The organism is Streptomyces flavotricini, from assembly GCF_020639365.1.
In the GTDB taxonomy this organism is placed as follows: Bacteria; Actinomycetota; Actinomycetes; order Streptomycetales; family Streptomycetaceae; genus Streptomyces; species Streptomyces flavotricini.
This window is the reverse complement of the sequence record NZ_JAINUL010000001.1, coordinates 6454754-6467947: the sequence shown is the minus strand read 5'-3', so window position 1 is coordinate 6467947 and position 13194 is coordinate 6454754. Positions and strand designations below refer to the sequence as shown.

The 13194-nt window shown below is 74.6% G+C and carries 14 protein-coding genes; 5 read left to right on the top strand and 9 right to left on the bottom strand.

What is annotated here, in order from left to right:
* Positions 1-90: 90 nt before the first annotated feature.
* Both K7B10_RS29505 and K7B10_RS29500 read right to left on the bottom strand, forming a co-directional pair.
* A complete protein-coding gene (locus K7B10_RS29505) occupies positions 91-753 on the bottom strand; it encodes a hypothetical protein (protein WP_229340677.1) in 663 nt (220 codons plus the stop codon).
* A gap of 165 nt (positions 754-918) precedes the next feature.
* Positions 919-1572, bottom strand: a complete 654-nt coding sequence (locus tag K7B10_RS29500) for a nucleoside/nucleotide kinase family protein (protein ID WP_229340675.1) — start codon at positions 1570-1572, stop codon at positions 919-921.
* 91 nt (positions 1573-1663) lie between these two features.
* Here K7B10_RS29500 and K7B10_RS29495 point away from each other — a divergent pair, with 91 nt between their 5' ends.
* A complete protein-coding gene (locus K7B10_RS29495) occupies positions 1664-3109 on the top strand; it encodes a WGR domain-containing protein (RefSeq protein WP_229340673.1) in 1446 nt (481 codons plus the stop codon).
* 25 nt (positions 3110-3134) lie between these two features.
* Here the strand turns inward: K7B10_RS29495 and K7B10_RS41350 are convergent, their stop codons facing one another.
* A complete protein-coding gene (locus K7B10_RS41350; RefSeq protein WP_308284645.1) occupies positions 3135-3509 on the bottom strand; it encodes a cupin domain-containing protein in 375 nt (124 codons plus the stop codon).
* Positions 3510-3661: 152 nt separating this feature from the next.
* Here K7B10_RS41350 and K7B10_RS29485 point away from each other — a divergent pair, with 152 nt between their 5' ends.
* Entirely contained in the window at positions 3662-4351 is a 690-nt protein-coding gene (locus K7B10_RS29485; RefSeq protein ID WP_229340671.1) for a DUF2293 domain-containing protein, read from the top strand.
* A 7-nt stretch (positions 4352-4358) separates the two neighbouring features.
* On the opposite strand, the gene K7B10_RS41345 is transcribed toward K7B10_RS29485, so the two are convergent.
* The gene (locus tag K7B10_RS41345) at positions 4359-5039 is read right to left on the bottom strand and encodes a chaplin (protein ID WP_308284644.1); all 681 of its coding nucleotides are present in this window, start codon (positions 5037-5039) and stop codon (positions 4359-4361) included.
* Positions 5040-5201: 162 nt separating this feature from the next.
* Here K7B10_RS41345 and K7B10_RS29475 point away from each other — a divergent pair, with 162 nt between their 5' ends.
* On the top strand, positions 5202-5750 hold the full coding sequence (locus K7B10_RS29475; RefSeq protein WP_229340667.1) for a hypothetical protein: 549 nt from the start codon (positions 5202-5204) through the stop codon (positions 5748-5750).
* Here K7B10_RS29475 and K7B10_RS29470 read toward each other — a convergent pair.
* The gene (locus K7B10_RS29470) at positions 5731-6936 is read right to left on the bottom strand and encodes an SWIM zinc finger family protein (RefSeq protein WP_229340665.1); all 1206 of its coding nucleotides are present in this window, start codon (positions 6934-6936) and stop codon (positions 5731-5733) included. The two genes, K7B10_RS29475 and K7B10_RS29470, sit on opposite strands and share 20 nt — an antisense overlap.
* A gap of 19 nt (positions 6937-6955) precedes the next feature.
* Positions 6956-9829 carry an SCO1167/SCO6262 family helicase gene (locus K7B10_RS29465; RefSeq protein WP_229340663.1) on the bottom strand — a complete coding sequence of 958 codons (2874 nt, stop codon included), beginning with the start codon at positions 9827-9829 and terminating at the stop codon, positions 6956-6958.
* A 268-nt stretch (positions 9830-10097) separates the two neighbouring features.
* Between K7B10_RS29465 and K7B10_RS29460 the strand changes: the two genes are divergently transcribed.
* Together K7B10_RS29460 and K7B10_RS29455 are read left to right on the top strand one after the other, a co-directional pair.
* Complete coding sequence (locus K7B10_RS29460) at positions 10098-10655, top strand: hypothetical protein (protein ID WP_229340661.1); 558 nt, start codon at positions 10098-10100, stop codon at positions 10653-10655.
* Between the two features lie 49 nt (positions 10656-10704).
* Positions 10705-10977: a DUF6343 family protein gene (locus tag K7B10_RS29455; RefSeq protein ID WP_229340659.1), complete on the top strand. Its 273-nt coding sequence runs from the start codon at positions 10705-10707 to the stop codon at positions 10975-10977.
* Between the two features lie 22 nt (positions 10978-10999).
* On the opposite strand, the gene K7B10_RS29450 is transcribed toward K7B10_RS29455, so the two are convergent.
* The 3 genes from K7B10_RS29450 to K7B10_RS29440 form a co-directional block, all read right to left on the bottom strand.
* The gene (locus K7B10_RS29450; protein ID WP_229340657.1) at positions 11000-11407 is read right to left on the bottom strand and encodes a tetratricopeptide repeat protein; all 408 of its coding nucleotides are present in this window, start codon (positions 11405-11407) and stop codon (positions 11000-11002) included.
* 66 nt (positions 11408-11473) lie between these two features.
* Complete coding sequence (coaE, locus tag K7B10_RS29445) at positions 11474-12091, bottom strand: dephospho-CoA kinase (RefSeq protein ID WP_229340655.1); 618 nt, start codon at positions 12089-12091, stop codon at positions 11474-11476.
* Positions 12092-12160: 69 nt separating this feature from the next.
* The gene (locus K7B10_RS29440) at positions 12161-13099 is read right to left on the bottom strand and encodes a PAC2 family protein (protein WP_229340653.1); all 939 of its coding nucleotides are present in this window, start codon (positions 13097-13099) and stop codon (positions 12161-12163) included.
* Between the last annotated feature and the right edge of the window lie 95 nt (positions 13100-13194).

Genomic DNA, 13194 nt, shown 5'->3' with positions numbered 1-13194 from the left:
CCGGGTGTCGCGCGGCCGCGCGGGCGGTGACCCGGCTGGGCGGGCGCCCGTGACGGCGGCGGGTGCCGGGTACGGGCGCCGCGTCAGGGGCTACGAGCTGTACTCCTCCTGGCCGAGGGTGTCGATCACGCCCGCCTTGTTCACGCCGTAGTGGAACACCAGGCCCTTGTTCGGGTGGGTTTCCAGCCACGAGGTGAGCTCGTGCGTGGTGATCGGCTTGTTCGTGGAGCCGGAGAGGATCGGGGCGTGGGCGCCGATCTTGGCGTCCTCGGCGATCGGGATGTAGGTCTCTTCGCCGACGGTCACGAAGGGGGTGGTACCGCCCGCGACGGGGCAGCCCCAGTGGCCGTGCTTGACGATCAGGCTGTACTGGCCGCCCTCGGGGGTGTAGCGGTGGACGGCGATCTCGTTCGGCGAGACCGCGTCCTTGGAGGCGCAGGCGGGTCCGGGGGCGGGCGGCTTCGGCTTGGCCTGGGCGGCGGTCGGGGCGGCGGTCGGGGCGCCGGCGGTCGGTGAGGGCTTCTTCGAGGACGCCGCGGAGGCGGACGGAGCCGCTCCGCCGGGCGCGGCGGAGGAGGAGGCCGTGACCGAGGGGCTCGCCGGGCTCGCGCCGGGACCCGTACCGGCGGCGCCCGCGTCACCCCCGTCGCCGTTGCAGGCCGTGAGGGTCAGGGCCCCGCAGAGCACCAGAGCGGCGGCCGCCTGCCGCCGCAGCCGTCTCGGACCCTGAACCGCTCTGCCGCGTCCGCCCATTGCCGTCTCCTCTGCCAAGGCGCCACCGCGTGGCCGCCGTCGAAGCGTGGCGTCAACGTAGTGCGCGGCCACGACCGGGGGCGATGGCCGGATCCCGTTCGTCACCGGCCCGCGATGACGTTGTTGCGGATCCCGTACGTCCGTGACGGGGCGGGGGCGCGGAGCTCAGCCGGCGGGACCGGTGAGGCCGGTCCAGGCGGGGTGGCGGGGGTCGTCGGCCCGGACCACCGCGTCCGCCCGGGCGGCGGGATCGGTCTCGGCCTCGTAGCGGGCGAAGGCGGGCAGGGTCCAGCGCTCGGACTCCTCGGTGCGACGGGCCAGCGCCCCCGGGGAGAGCCGGATGTGCACGCTGAGGTCGAAGGGGAACCAGTGGCCCAGCAGCAGCGGTCCGTGCACGATCACGACCCCGCCCGGCGGGAGTTCGGTGTAAGGGCTGCGGGTCGCCCGGTCGGTCGCCGGGTCCCACAGGTCGGGCAGCACCCGGCCCGTGCCTCCGGGGTCGGTCGGGCCGAAGACCTCGCGCCACAGGGCGGCGGTGTCGTACCAGCCGCCGAGGTAGGAGTCCACGTCCTCGCGGCCGAACTCGAAGCGGAGGGAGGCGGGGCGCAGGAATCCTCCGGCCGGGACCACCAGGACCGGGCGGCCGCGCAGGCGCAGCGCGTCGGCGAGGTGGCCGGCGAGAACGCCGGTGCCGGCGGCGGGTGCGCCGTCGACGCCCACCCGCCGCCACGTCCCTTCCCCGACCGGGGAGTCGTGTTCGTCGAGGTGGCCGGCGAGCCGCTCGGCCATCCGCTGCCATGTGATCGCTTCCAGCTGCACAGGCCCATTGTCAGTGGTCGGCCCTAACGTTTTTCACGAGGGATCACCGGCGGGAAAGAGCCGTTGGCCCGGCCTTGGGGAGGGGTCTGTCATGGCTCGCGAGACGACGTATCTGGAACTGTCGCAAGACGGCGGCGGGGCGCACAAGTTCTACGAGGTGACCGTGGACGGCACGGCCGTCTCGGTGCGGTACGGGCGGATCGGCGCGGACGGTCAGCTGCAGAGCTCCTCCTTCCCGACCGTCGAGAAGGCCCGGGCGGCGGCCGCCAAGAAGATCGGCGAGAAGGTCCGCAAGGGGTACGCGCCGGCCGTGGCCGGGCAGCGCGCGGCCCGGGCGGTGTCCCGCCGCCAGGTCACGTCGGCACCGTCGACGGCGCGTGCGGTGGCCCCCGTGCTGTGGCGGTTCCGTACGGGCTCGTCGGCGTTCGGGATCCATGTGGACGAGGACCGCTGCTGGGTGGGGAACCAGGCGGGGGACGTCTACACGCTGAGCCACGAGGGCGAGGTGCTGGCCCGGTACTCGCTGCCGGACGGTGTGAAATGCCTGGTGGCGGACGAGTTCTGGATATACGCGGGCTGTGATGACGGCACGGTGTACGACCTGTCGTCGAAGGTGCCGTTCGGGGCCTACGACATCGCGGCGGACGTGGACATCTTCTGGCTCGACATCCACGAGGGCGTGCTGAGCGTGTCCGACCGCAGCGGCGGACTGACGGTCATCGACCACGAGGACGAGTTCCAGTGGTCGCGGCGGTCGCCGGGGTCGAACGCGTGGATGGTCCGGGCGGACGAGCGGTCGGTCTACCACGGGCACAGCCAAGGCGTGACGGCGTACGCGGCCGACGGCGGGGCCCAGTTGTGGCACACGCCGACCAATGGATCCGTGCTGTTCGGCTGGCAGGAGGACCACACGGTCTACGCCGCCACCGGGCGCCACACCGTGCAGCGGCTGTCGAAGGCGACGGGGGCCGTGGAGGCCTCGTACCGGTGCGACGCCGCCGTGTACGCGTGCGCGACCTCGCCGGACGGCCGGCACGTGTTCGCCGCCGACTACGCCTCCTCGGTGTACTGCTTCGACGCCGACGGGCAGCGACTGTGGAAGCTGGGCACCGGCGGCGGTTCGGCCCTGTCGATGCAGTACCTGGACGAGCGGCTGTACCTGGTCACCACGGACGGGTCCCTGATCTGCATGGACGCGAGCGAGGCGGCGATCCTGGCGGCCCAGCAGGGCTCGGTGCCGACGGCCGTGGACGTGAAGTCGGCTGCCGCGCTGCCGGTGTTCACCCCGGCGGCCTCCGCCGCGGCCGTGGCGACCGTCTCGGTGGCGGCGGCCCCGGCCGGCGGTGTGGTGGTGGAGTGCGTGCAGCAGGGCGGCCGGATGCGCGTGCAAGTGGTGTCGGGCGGCTTCGAGCCCTCGTGGAACGTGCAGTTCCCGCGCGGGATCCGGGAGCCTGGTGCCCGGTACGTGGTCGACGGGCTGCACGCGGCCTCGGGCGGGTTCTACCGGGTGCGCGGGGAGATACGCCGCCTGGTCTGACCGGGGCGGGGTCCGGCGGGGCGGGTCACGGGAGACGCCCCGGGCAGGCGCACGGTTCGGCGCCGGGCGGGGCGTCCGAGGGTATGGAGAAGGCCTCGTCCTCGGCGAGCGTGCAGGTCACGTACAGCACGACCGGTACGGTGCCGAGGTTGCGACCGAGGTGCAGGTGCTCGACGCCGGGCGGTTCGACGAAGCTGGTGCCGGGGCGGTGCACGACGACGGAGTTGTCGTGCAGTATCCGGGTCAGCGTCCCGGACTTGACGAGCGCGATCAGCGGGACGCGGTGGAAGTGCCAGCCGGTGCAGCCGCCGGGCTCTATGACGACCTCCCGGCCCGCCAGGCCCTCCGCGCCGCCTTCCACGGCTCTCGTGAGCCGCGCCGTCGGCTGCCATCCACCCATGTATGCGCCCTTCCCCCATGGGCATCACGGCCCTACCGCAGCCCCAACGCCCCACGGTAGAGGGACATCCGGACATCCGGGAAAGTTGGCGAAACCTCAATCGTCATTTTCCGCCAGGTGATAACCGGACCTGACAGCGGTATCACACGGTCATGAGCCTCGTGGTGTTCGAGTCGCTGAAGCAGATCCACTGCGCGGAATGCCGCCAGGGGCCGCTGCGGCATCTCGTCCGCGAGGTCGGCGTGCCGCGGTGCCTGGACTGCGCCGACCTGGGCCACCTGGTCTACCTGCCGCGCGGGGACGCCGCCCTCACCCGGCGGGCCCGCGAAGCGAGTGCGCTCTCGGCCGTCGTCGTCCGCTTCAACAAGCGGCGCCGCCGCTACGAGCGCCAGGGGCTGCTGGTCGAGGACCCCGCCCTGGCCCGCGCCGAGCGCGCCTGCCTCGCGGACGCCGAGGCGCGGGCCCGCCGCCGGGAGCGGGACCGGCTGCGCCGCGCCGTCGAGGACACCCGGTTCACGGCGGCCTTCGCCGCCGAGATCGTGCGGCTGTTCCCGGGCTGCCCGGCCGATCGGGCCGTGGCGATCGCCACGCATGCCTCGGTGCGCGGCAGCGGCCGGGTGGGCCGTACGGCGGCCGGCCGGGCCCTGACCGAACAGGCGGTGTCGGTGGCGGTCCGGGCGGCAGTGCGGCACATCGACACCGAGTACGACGCCCTGCTGATGGCGGGCGTCCCTCGGTTCGCGGCCCGGGCCCGGCTGGCCCCCCGGATCGACGCGATCCTGGATGCCTGGCGCAGCCCCCCACCCTTGCCCCCGCCACCGCCGGCTGTGGACACCTCTTAGGGGGCGTCTACCGGAGGCGGAAGCGGCGGTAGAGCAGCACCCCGCCCAGCAGCAGGGCCCCACCACCGGGCAGCAGGTAGCCGGCTCCGTCGGCACCGGTGTGGGCGAGCGCCGGGCCGTGCTGCGGCGGCGCGGGCGGGGCGACGGGCCGCTCGACGACGGGCGGTTGTGACGGCTGAGGCGGCTGCGACGGCTGAGGCGGCTGCACCGGCTTGCCGCCGCTGGGCTCGTCGCCGTTGACGGAGGTGTTGCCGGTCGAGCCGTTGCCCACCCCGACGACGCTGACCGAGTTGCCGCTGATGTTGACGGGGACATCGACCGGGAGCTGGATCCCGTTGCCGGACAGCAGCCCCGGTGAATCCTTTGCGCGTCCGTCGGCACGGGCTCCCCCGCCCGTGTACGACCCGCCGCCGGCTCCGGTTCCGGGTTTCGACGGATGCGAGGACGCCGACCCTGGTCGCCCGTCGCCGCCACCACCTTGATTGGCACAGCGGTTGCCCGCGGCCGGATTGAGCAGCCCGACCACGCTCACGGTGTTGCCGCACACGTTCACCGGGGTGTGCACCGGCAGTTGCACCAGATTCCCCGACAGCAGCCCCGGCGAACGCTCGGCCGTCCCACCCGCGTCCGCATCGGCGTAGGCGAATCCGCCGACACCCGCGACCGCCAGTCCACCTCCCGCAACCACCGCCGCGATCAAGCCATTCCGACGACTGTGACGCATGAGTTCCCTGCCTTCCGGAGGAGTTCACGGGCGCTGCACCCGCACCGGAAACAACGCGGTAAACCCGTTCGGGTTATAGAGCGGGTAGGCATTTCACCCCATCGTGTACTGGGTAGTGCCTACGTCATGACTGAACGCCCGCTCCTGCTCCTCGACGTGGACGGCCCCCTCAACCCCTTCCGGTCCCGCCTCGCGGGGCTGCGCGGGTACACGAGTCACCGGATGCACCCGGCGGACTGGATGTCCCGCCGGGACCCCGGTTCCCGCTCCGCCCGGCGCGGGCTGCGGGTCCGCCTGCACCCCGCGCACGGCGCCCGTCTGCTGGCCCTGCCCTTCGAACTCACCTGGGCCACCGCCTGGATGCACCAGGCCAACACGATGATCGCCCCGCACATCGGACTACCCGGCGATCTTCCCGTCATCGAATGGCCGGAACTCTTCGCCGACGATCCCGACGGCCTCTTCTGGAAGACCCGCCCGCTCCTCGACTGGGCGGCGGGACGTCCCTTCGCCTGGGTCGACGACATGATCAGCCCGCAGGACCGCGACTGGATAGCGGCCCACCACCCGGCCCCGGCCCTCCCCCTCACCATCCACGCCCGACACGGTCTGCGCGACCGCGACTTCACCGCGTTGACGCGCTGGGCGGCCGAGGTCAGCGGCGCAGGGCGGTGAGGGGGTCGGTCGCGGGGGTGCCCGTGGGCCACCAGTCCTCGGTGTCCGGGCGGGACTCGTAGGCGTACCAGAGGCCGTCGCGGCCCAGGCGGAGCTGGCGGGTGTGCGCGGTGAGGCGGTTGCGCTCGGGGCGGAAGGCGCCCTGAGCGGCGGCGATGAGAGCAGGACGGGCCCGGTCGAAGGGGCCGGCCGGGGGGTCCCAGGGCTCTTCGAGGGCGGCGAGCGCGGGCCGCCCGCCCTGGCGCCAGGCCGCGGCGGCGCGGGCCAGGTCGGTGGTGGTGCGACCGGTGGCCCGGGCCAGGTCCCGGTAGAGGGTGCGGGCCGCGCCCGTGAGGCCGGCGGTGTGGTGCGCGGACGCCAGGCGGACGGCGTCCTGCCAGAGCGTGAGCCCCGCGATCGGGTCCTCGGCGGTGGTGAGCAGCGCGAAGGCACGGGCGGCGGCGTCCGTGGCGAGCTGGTCCAGGGCCAGCGGGTCGGGGGCCGCCGGGTCGGCCGGGTAGGCGGGCGGAAGCCCCACGGCGGCGGGGGCGCGCAACGGGGCCGGCAGCGGCGGCAGGCTGGTGCGGGCCAGCGCGGCGCGGGCCGGGACCCCGGGGAAGTCCGGCGCGGTGTCGGGCTGTTCACGCGCGGCGTGGGCGGCGTTGCGGCGGGTCAGCTCGTCGAGGAGCTCCCGCTCGCCGCGGCCGCGCAGGAGCAGCAGGACGAACGGGTCCTCGTCGAGGAGGCGGGCCGCCCGGTAACAGAGGGCCGCGGCGTGCTTGCAGGGCGGACGGGCGGTGTCCGGACAGGAGCAGCGCGGGACGAGCTCGCCCGCGCGGGGCAGGACCGTGCCCGCCAGCGACTGCGGGACCTCCCGCTCCAGCAGGCCGGCGAGGGCCGTGGGGTCCGCGGCCACCGCCTCCAGGAGCTCGCTCCACTCGGCGTCCGGGAAGGGGCTCAGGGCCAGTTCGGTGCGGTACGGGCGGGCCCGGCTGCCCCGTACGTACGCCACGATGCGGCCCGGGGTGACCGTGACCGCGTCGACATGGCCCTCGGCCGCGTACGCGTGCCCCCGGGCCAGGCGCGCCGCGTCGCCGGAGGCCTCCTCGAGCGCCGACACCCAGGCCCGGCCCCACCAGCTGGCGGCCTCCACCCCGGCGGGCACCGTCTCGAAGGTCCGGCGGCGGTCGTCCCTCGCGGTGATCATGCGGGCCTCCCCACCGTGGTCATGCGGGCCTCCTCAGCGAGACGAGATCGGCCAGCTCGCGGTCGGTCAGCTCGGTCAGCGCCGACTCCCCGGAGCCGAGCACGGCATCGGCCAGCGCCCGCTTCGCTTCCAGCATCTCGGCGATCCGGTCCTCCACGGTGCCCTCGGCGATGATCCGGTGGACCTGGACCGGCTGCGTCTGGCCGATCCGGTACGCGCGGTCGGTGGCCTGCTCCTCCACCGCCGGGTTCCACCAGCGGTCGAAGTGGATGACATGGCCGGCCCGCGTGAGGTTCAGCCCGGTGCCCGCCGCCTTCAGCGAGAGCAGGAAGACCGGGACTTCGCCCGACTGGAAGCGGTCCACGAGCTCCTCGCGGCGCGCCACCGGCGTCCCGCCGTGCAGGAGCTGGTGGGAGATCCCCCGGGCCGCCAGGTGCCGCTCGATGATCCGGGCCATCGTCACGTACTGGGTGAAGACCAGCACCGAGCCGTCCTCCGCGAGGATCGTGTCCAGCAGCTCGTCCAGCAGGGCCAGCTTGCCCGAGCGGTGCGGGATCCGGGGCTGCTCCTCCTTCAGGTAATGCGCGGGGTGGTTGCAGATCTGCTTGAGCGAGGCCAGCAGCTTCATGATCATGCCGCGCCGCTCGATGCCCTCGCTCGCCCCGATCACGGCCATCGCCTCGTCCACCGCGGCCTGGTAGAGCGAGGCCTGCTCGCGCGTGAGGGAGACGGGATGGTCGGTCTCCGTCTTGGGCGGCAGCTCGGGGGCGATCCCCGGGTCGGACTTCTTGCGCCGCAGCAGGAACGGCCGGACGAGCGCGGCGAGCCGGGCCACCGCCGCCTCGTTGCCCCCGTCCTCCTCCTGCTGGTGCTCCACCGGGCGGGCGTGCCGGGCCCGGAACGCCGTCAGCGGGCCCAGCAGCCCGGGCGTGGTCCAGTCGAGAAGCGCCCACAGCTCGGAGAGGTTGTTCTCCACCGGGGTGCCGGTCAGCGCCACCCGGGCCGGCGCCGGGATCGTGCGCAGCGCCTTCGCCGTCGCCGAATGCGGGTTCTTCACGTGCTGCGCCTCGTCGGCGACGACCATGCCCCAGGGCTGCTCGGCCAGCCGGGCCGCGCTCGCGCGCATCGTCCCGTACGTCGTGAGGACGAACCCGCCGGCCAGCCCGTCGAGGCTGCGGCTGCCGCCGTGGAAGCGGCGCACGGCGACCCCGGGCGCGAACTTCTCGATCTCCCGCTGCCAGTTGCCCAGCAGCGACGCCGGGCAGACGACGAGCGTCGGCTCGGGGCGGTCCCGGTGCAGGTGCAGCGCGATCAGCGTGACCGTCTTGCCCAGGCCCATGTCGTCGGCGAGGCAGCCGCCGAGGCCGAGCGAGGTCATCAGATCCAGCCAGGCCAGGCCGCGGGCCTGGTAGTCGCGCAGGGTGGCCTTCAGGGCGACGGGCTGTGGCAACGGGGCCAGCTCGCCGGTCAGCCGCTCCCGCAGGGCGGCCAGCGCGCCCACCGGAACCGCCGCCACCGGCTCCCCGTCCACCTCGGCCGTCCCCGTCAGTACGGTGGCCAGCGCATCCACCGGGTCCAGCAGGCCCAGCTCCCGCTTGCGCGCCTTGCGCACCAGCTCGGGGTCGACCCGGACCCACTGGTCCCGCAGCCGCACCACCGGCCGGTGGGCCTGGGCCAGCGCGTCCATCTCCCCCGGGGTGAGCCGGTCGCCGCCGAGCGCGAGCTCCCAGGAGAAGGCGAAGAGGTGGCCGGCGTCGAAGAAGGCGGTGCCGTCGGTGGCGGAGCCGGGCGCCGTGGACCGTACGACCGCGGTCGCGGACAGCGTACGAGCCAGCTCGCGCGGCCAGTGGACCACCACCCCGGCCGCCGCCAGCCGGCTCGCGGCCCGGCCGAGGAGGTCTTCGAGCTCCGGGTCGGAGAGGGCGAGGGCATCGGGGACCGGCTGGTCCAGCAGCCGCAGCAGCGGCGGCCAGACCCGCGCGGCCCGGCGCAGCGCCAGCACGGCGTCGATCCGGGCGCGCGGACCGAACCCGGCGGCGGCCGCACCGGCCCACAGCAGCCCGGCGTCGGTGACGAGGGTGGGGTCGGCGAGGCTGTGCACCTGGACCACGGCGGCGCCCGCGCGGCGGATGTCCGCTCCCTCCGTGTCGCCCGCGCCCTCGGAGTCGTCCGGACGGTCGAAGAGGCGGAACGAGGAGAGGTCGAGCCGCAGCGAGATCCCGACGCCCGCATCGGCTCCGGCCGCGACCTGCGCGGCCCAGTCCTGTATCCCGGGCACCCGCTGGGGCTCCTGCGCGGCGAAGGGCCGCCCGGCGGCCACCGGCGCGGCCGGGGTGCGGGGCAGGCTGTCGGCGACGGCGTCGAGGAGGGCCCGGACCAGCGCTTCCGGTTCGGGCAGCCCGAGCGGGCGGCGCCCGGCCAGGGGGGTGGCGTACCCCTCGTACGGAAGGGCGGCGGCCACCGCGCGGAGGTGCCCCACGTCCTGCGCGTCGAGCGGGCCGGCCCGCCAGGCGTCGACCCCGTCCGGGGTGACGCCGGGCAGGAGACGGCCGCGGGCGACGAGCGCGAGGGCGTGGAGGGCGGCGGTGCCCCAGGCACGGGTGGCGGGATGCGTGCCGGGGCCGCGGGGGGCCCGGGCGAGGAGGGGGAGGGCGTCGGTGACGGAGAGGGTGAGGGAGGGAACGGTACGGGTGCGGACCCCTTGGCCGTGGGGGCGGACGACGGTGAGCGGGGCCGGGGTCCCCCCGCCGCCCTCCGGGAGGAGGTCCCCGTCAGGGGCCCAGAAGGCGATGCGGGACTCGCGGGGGACGGCGGCGGGGAGGAAGACGGCGGGGTGACGGAGGAGGCCGGCCTGCGCGTGCGGCTGCGGCTGCGGCTGCGGCTGCGGTGTCACGGTGTCGGCTCCTCTCCCTCTCGGCCCGGTCGGATCAGACGGGTCCCGTCTGCCGTCGAGTCTAGGTGGGGGCACTGACAATGCCGCTGAGCTGGGCGGACACCGGCTCCCGGCCCGCTGCGCGGGCCTGCCCCCGCACCCCCGCGCCACACGCGCCGGCGGGGCTGGATCCACCCGGCCGTGTCCGACCCTGGCGGGGCGTTTTGGGGTGGCACGGGGTGGGGACGGCTCAAGCACCGCACCAGCCGACACATCGGGAGAAACCGCCATGCTCCACGGCCTCGCCGCCGCCGTCGCACTCGCGCTCGCCGCCCCCGGATTCCTCGGCGCCGCCGATCTGCCTCCGCATCCCACCTCGCCCTGGCATGCCGGGAAGGTCACCAAGGGGCTGCCCGAAACGGCGCCGTTCTGCCTGGACGGGGCGCTTCCGGCCGCCGGGAGCTGGCATCGGCACTTCGGGACCGACCTCGACACCGCCGCCGTGCAGGTCTCCGTACGGGCCTCCTCCGACGCGGCGGCCGCGCGGCTGGCCCGCGGCCTGGAGCGACAGGTCGCCGCCTGCGCCGCCGACTGGCTGCGCGAGCACCCGGACGGGAGGGCGCAGTCGAGGGACTACGGGACCCTCCCCGCCGAGGAGGGCGCCCACGTGTACGGCGTGCACACCTCGATCCCGGACTCCGAACCCGGCGTGCACCTCTTCGGCATCGGCCGCGACGGTTCCACCGTGACCGTCGTCCAATGGGGCCGGATGGGCGACCTGAGCGACGCCCCCGTCCCCGCCTTCAAGCGGACGACCACGACCGCCGTGAACCGCCTCGATCCATGACCGGTGGGACCATGGAGTCGAGTGGGACCACGGAGGCGAGGCGATGGTCATGCGTTCCGGAAACGAGCCGGTGACCGCCCGCAGTCCGCTGCGGCTGCGGTTCTGGCTGAGTCTGTGGGGGTTCGTCTGGGCGGCCGCCGGGACCGCCGCGTTCTCGCTGGTCGGCCGTCCCGGGTGGGCGGCCGCCTGCGGGGTCGTCGCCGTGCTCGCGCTCGTCGACCTCGCCGTGGTCCTCCACCACATCCACCAGGGCCCGCACTACCAGCCCGGCCCGGAGATCCCCCCGTACGAGCCCCCGCACGAGCCCCCGCACCGGCGCTGACCCGGCCCCGCCGACCGGCCCGCTACTCCTCGAAGCGGGCCGCGGCCACGTAGTCGGGCCGGGGGTCCAGGGCCGCCGCCAGGCGGAAGTGCTTGCGCGCCTGCTCGGGACGGCCGGCGCGCTCGTGGGTGCGGGCCAGGGCGAAGTGCGCGAAGGCGTTGTCCGGCTCCCGCTCCAGCACCAGCTCGAACTCCAGCGCCGCCGGACGCAGCTGTGCGGCGGCGAAGAACGCGCGGGCCCGCAGCAGCCGGGCCGCCGTGTTCTCCGGGTGGGCGGCGATGACCGAGTCGAGCAGCTTCACGGCGCCCCGCGGGTCACGCGCGGCCAGCAGCTGCTCGGCGGCACGGTAGTCGATGACGTGGGTCTCCGGCGACGAGCCGGACGGCGAAGGCGGCTGCGCCGGTACGGACGGCGGCGTGGTGTCGGACACGGTTCGATCCTTCCCTCTGCGGCCGCGTTCAACGCCCCGCGCCCCGCCCGCTATTCCATGTGCACGTCAGGCACCGGCAGTGCCTGACGCGGCTTCCCTCTCCTTGAGCTCCGCCCACACCTTGCGCACCTGCGGCTCCAGCGCCTCCAGCGGCCCGTCGTTGTCGATCACGAGCGTGGCCACCGCCAGCCGCTGCTCCCGCGTGGCCTGCGCGGCCATCCGGGCCCGCGCCTCCTCCCCGGCCATCCCGCGCAGCGCGGTCAGCCGGGCCAGCTGCGTCCCGGGGGCCGCGTCCACCACGACCACCAGGTCGTACAGCGCCGCCAGGCCGTTCTCCGCGAGCAGCGGTACGTCGTGCACCACGATCGCGTCCGCCCCGGCAGCGGCCTCCAGCTCGGCCGACCGGGCCCCGACCAGCGGGTGCACGATGGCGTTGAGGGTCTGCAGCTTCGCCGGGTCGGCGAAGACGATCGATCCCAGCTTCGGCCGGTCCAGCGTCCCCTCGGCGGTCAGCACGGACTCCCCGAAGGCCGCCACGACGGCCGCGAGCCCCGGCGTACCGGGCTCCACGACCTCCCGCGCGATGCGGTCGGCGTCCACGACGACCGCCCCGTACCCCGCCAGCAGCCGCGAGACCTCGCTCTTGCCGGCACCGATTCCGCCTGTCAGGCCCACCTTCAACATGCCCAGCAGACTAGACCCCGCGCCCGGGCCGCCGTACAGCCCCCCGCCCCGCCGACCGGGACGAGGCCCTCAGCCCTCGCCCTCGCGCTCCGCCAGGAACCGCTCGAACTCGCGGCCGATCTCGTCCGCCGACGGGATCTCCTGGGGCTCCGCGATCATGTTGCCCCGCGTCTCGGCCCCGGCCGCCGCGTCGTACTGGTGCTCCAGCCCCTGGACCAGGGAGACCAGCTCCTCGTCGCCCTCGCGGATCTGCCGGTCGATCTCCGTCTGCGTACGGTGCGCCTCGGTGCGCAGCGCGTGCGCCACCGCCGGCAGGACCAGTCCGGTCGCCGCCGTGATCGCCTCCAGCACCGTCAGCGCCGCGTCCGGGTACGGGGAACGCGCCACGTAGTGCGGTACGTGGGCGGCGACGCCCAGCACGTCGTGCCCGGCCTGGCCGAGGCGGAACTCCACCAGGGACTCCGCGCTGCCCGGCACCTGCGCCTCGTCGAACGGGCTGCGGTGCCCCGGCATGAGGTCGGTCCGATTGCCGTGCGGGGTGATCCCGACGGGCCGGGTGTGCGGGACGCCCATGGGGATGCCGTGGAAGTTGACCGAGAGGCGGACGCCGAGGCGTTCGACGATCTGGCGGACGGCGACGGCGAAGCGCTCCCACTCCACGTCCGGCTCGGGGCCGGAGAGCAGCAGGAACGGGGCGCCCGTGGCGTCCTGGACGAGTCGCACCTCCAGGCGGGGCTCCTCGAACTCGCTCCAGTGGTCGCGCTGGAACGTCAGCAGCGGCCGCCGGGCGCGGTAGTCGACCAGGCGGTCCGCGTCGAACCGGGCCACGACCTGGTGGGGCAGCGTGTCGAGCAGCCGCTCGACGATCTGCTCCCCGGCCTCACCCGCGTCGATGTACCCCTCGAAGTGGTAGAGCATGACCAGCCCGGCCGAGTCCTGGGCGAGCGCCAGATCAGCCACTGCCAGGCCCTTGGCATCCCATTCGTACAAACCCTGTGGATCAAGCACCGCCACCACTCCTCCTCGCCGCCTACTGTGCGCACAACGTCCAAGGCGGCGGCTCCATTCCCCAGTTGGCCGCTTTCACAGGAACGCGACAAGGC